Source organism: Streptomyces sp. SID5910, assembly GCF_009862125.1.
Lineage (GTDB): Bacteria > Actinomycetota > Actinomycetes > Streptomycetales > Streptomycetaceae > Streptomyces.
Genome location: NZ_WWHX01000526.1, coordinates 1 through 728, shown reverse-complemented (window position 1 = coordinate 728; position 728 = coordinate 1). Strand labels below are relative to the sequence as shown.

The following is a 728-nucleotide window of genomic DNA, read 5'->3' as shown; positions in this document are numbered from 1 at the left end:
CACCCAGCGCCTGCACCAGACCCAGCGTCAACGCCACCGACACCGGAACCGAACCGAACACCCCGTCCCGGCCCGATGCCAACCCCAGCAACGACACCACACCAGCAAACCCACCAGGCTCACCAGCCATCAGCGGGCGCAGACGCCCGGCCACCACCTCACGACCAGACTCGTCACCGGCGAGTTCCAGCACCACAGGCCGCGCACCACAACGCGCAAGACCCGCAACACACTCACTCACCCACGCATCACCGGCAAACCCAGCCGGCACCACGACCAGCCACGCCCCCGACAACACACCCGAGGCCACCGTCACCGGCGACCACGCCACCCGATAACGCCAACTCACGGTCTCGAGTGAGGTGTCGGTCGCGGACGGAGTGGGCAGGACCCAGTACCGCTCCTTCTGGAAGGCGTAAGTCGGCAGCTCCACCAGCCGGGGACGGGACGGGGCAAGGAACGCAGACCAGTCCACCACGTGGCCCCGCACATACACCTGCGCCAGCGCTTCCACTAGCGACCCGGCCTCGCCACGGTCCTTGCGCAGGACCGGAGCAAACACCATCTCCGGAACACTGTCCGCGCCCATCCCGGACAGCACACCATCCGGACCCAGCTCCAGGCAGGTCGTCACCCCCTGGGCCGACAGGTGCGTGATGCCGTCGGCGAAACGCACCGCCTCACGTACATGACGCACCCAGTACTCCGGGTCACACACCCCATCCGCA

At 67.9% G+C, this 728-nt stretch carries 1 protein-coding gene; it reads right to left on the bottom strand.

What is annotated here, in order from left to right; translation table 11 throughout:
- Positions 1-697: hypothetical protein (locus GTW67_RS18495; RefSeq protein WP_202437390.1), on the bottom strand; the 697-nt coding region annotated here is incomplete at its 3' end.
- Positions 698-728: the final 31 nt, after the last annotated feature.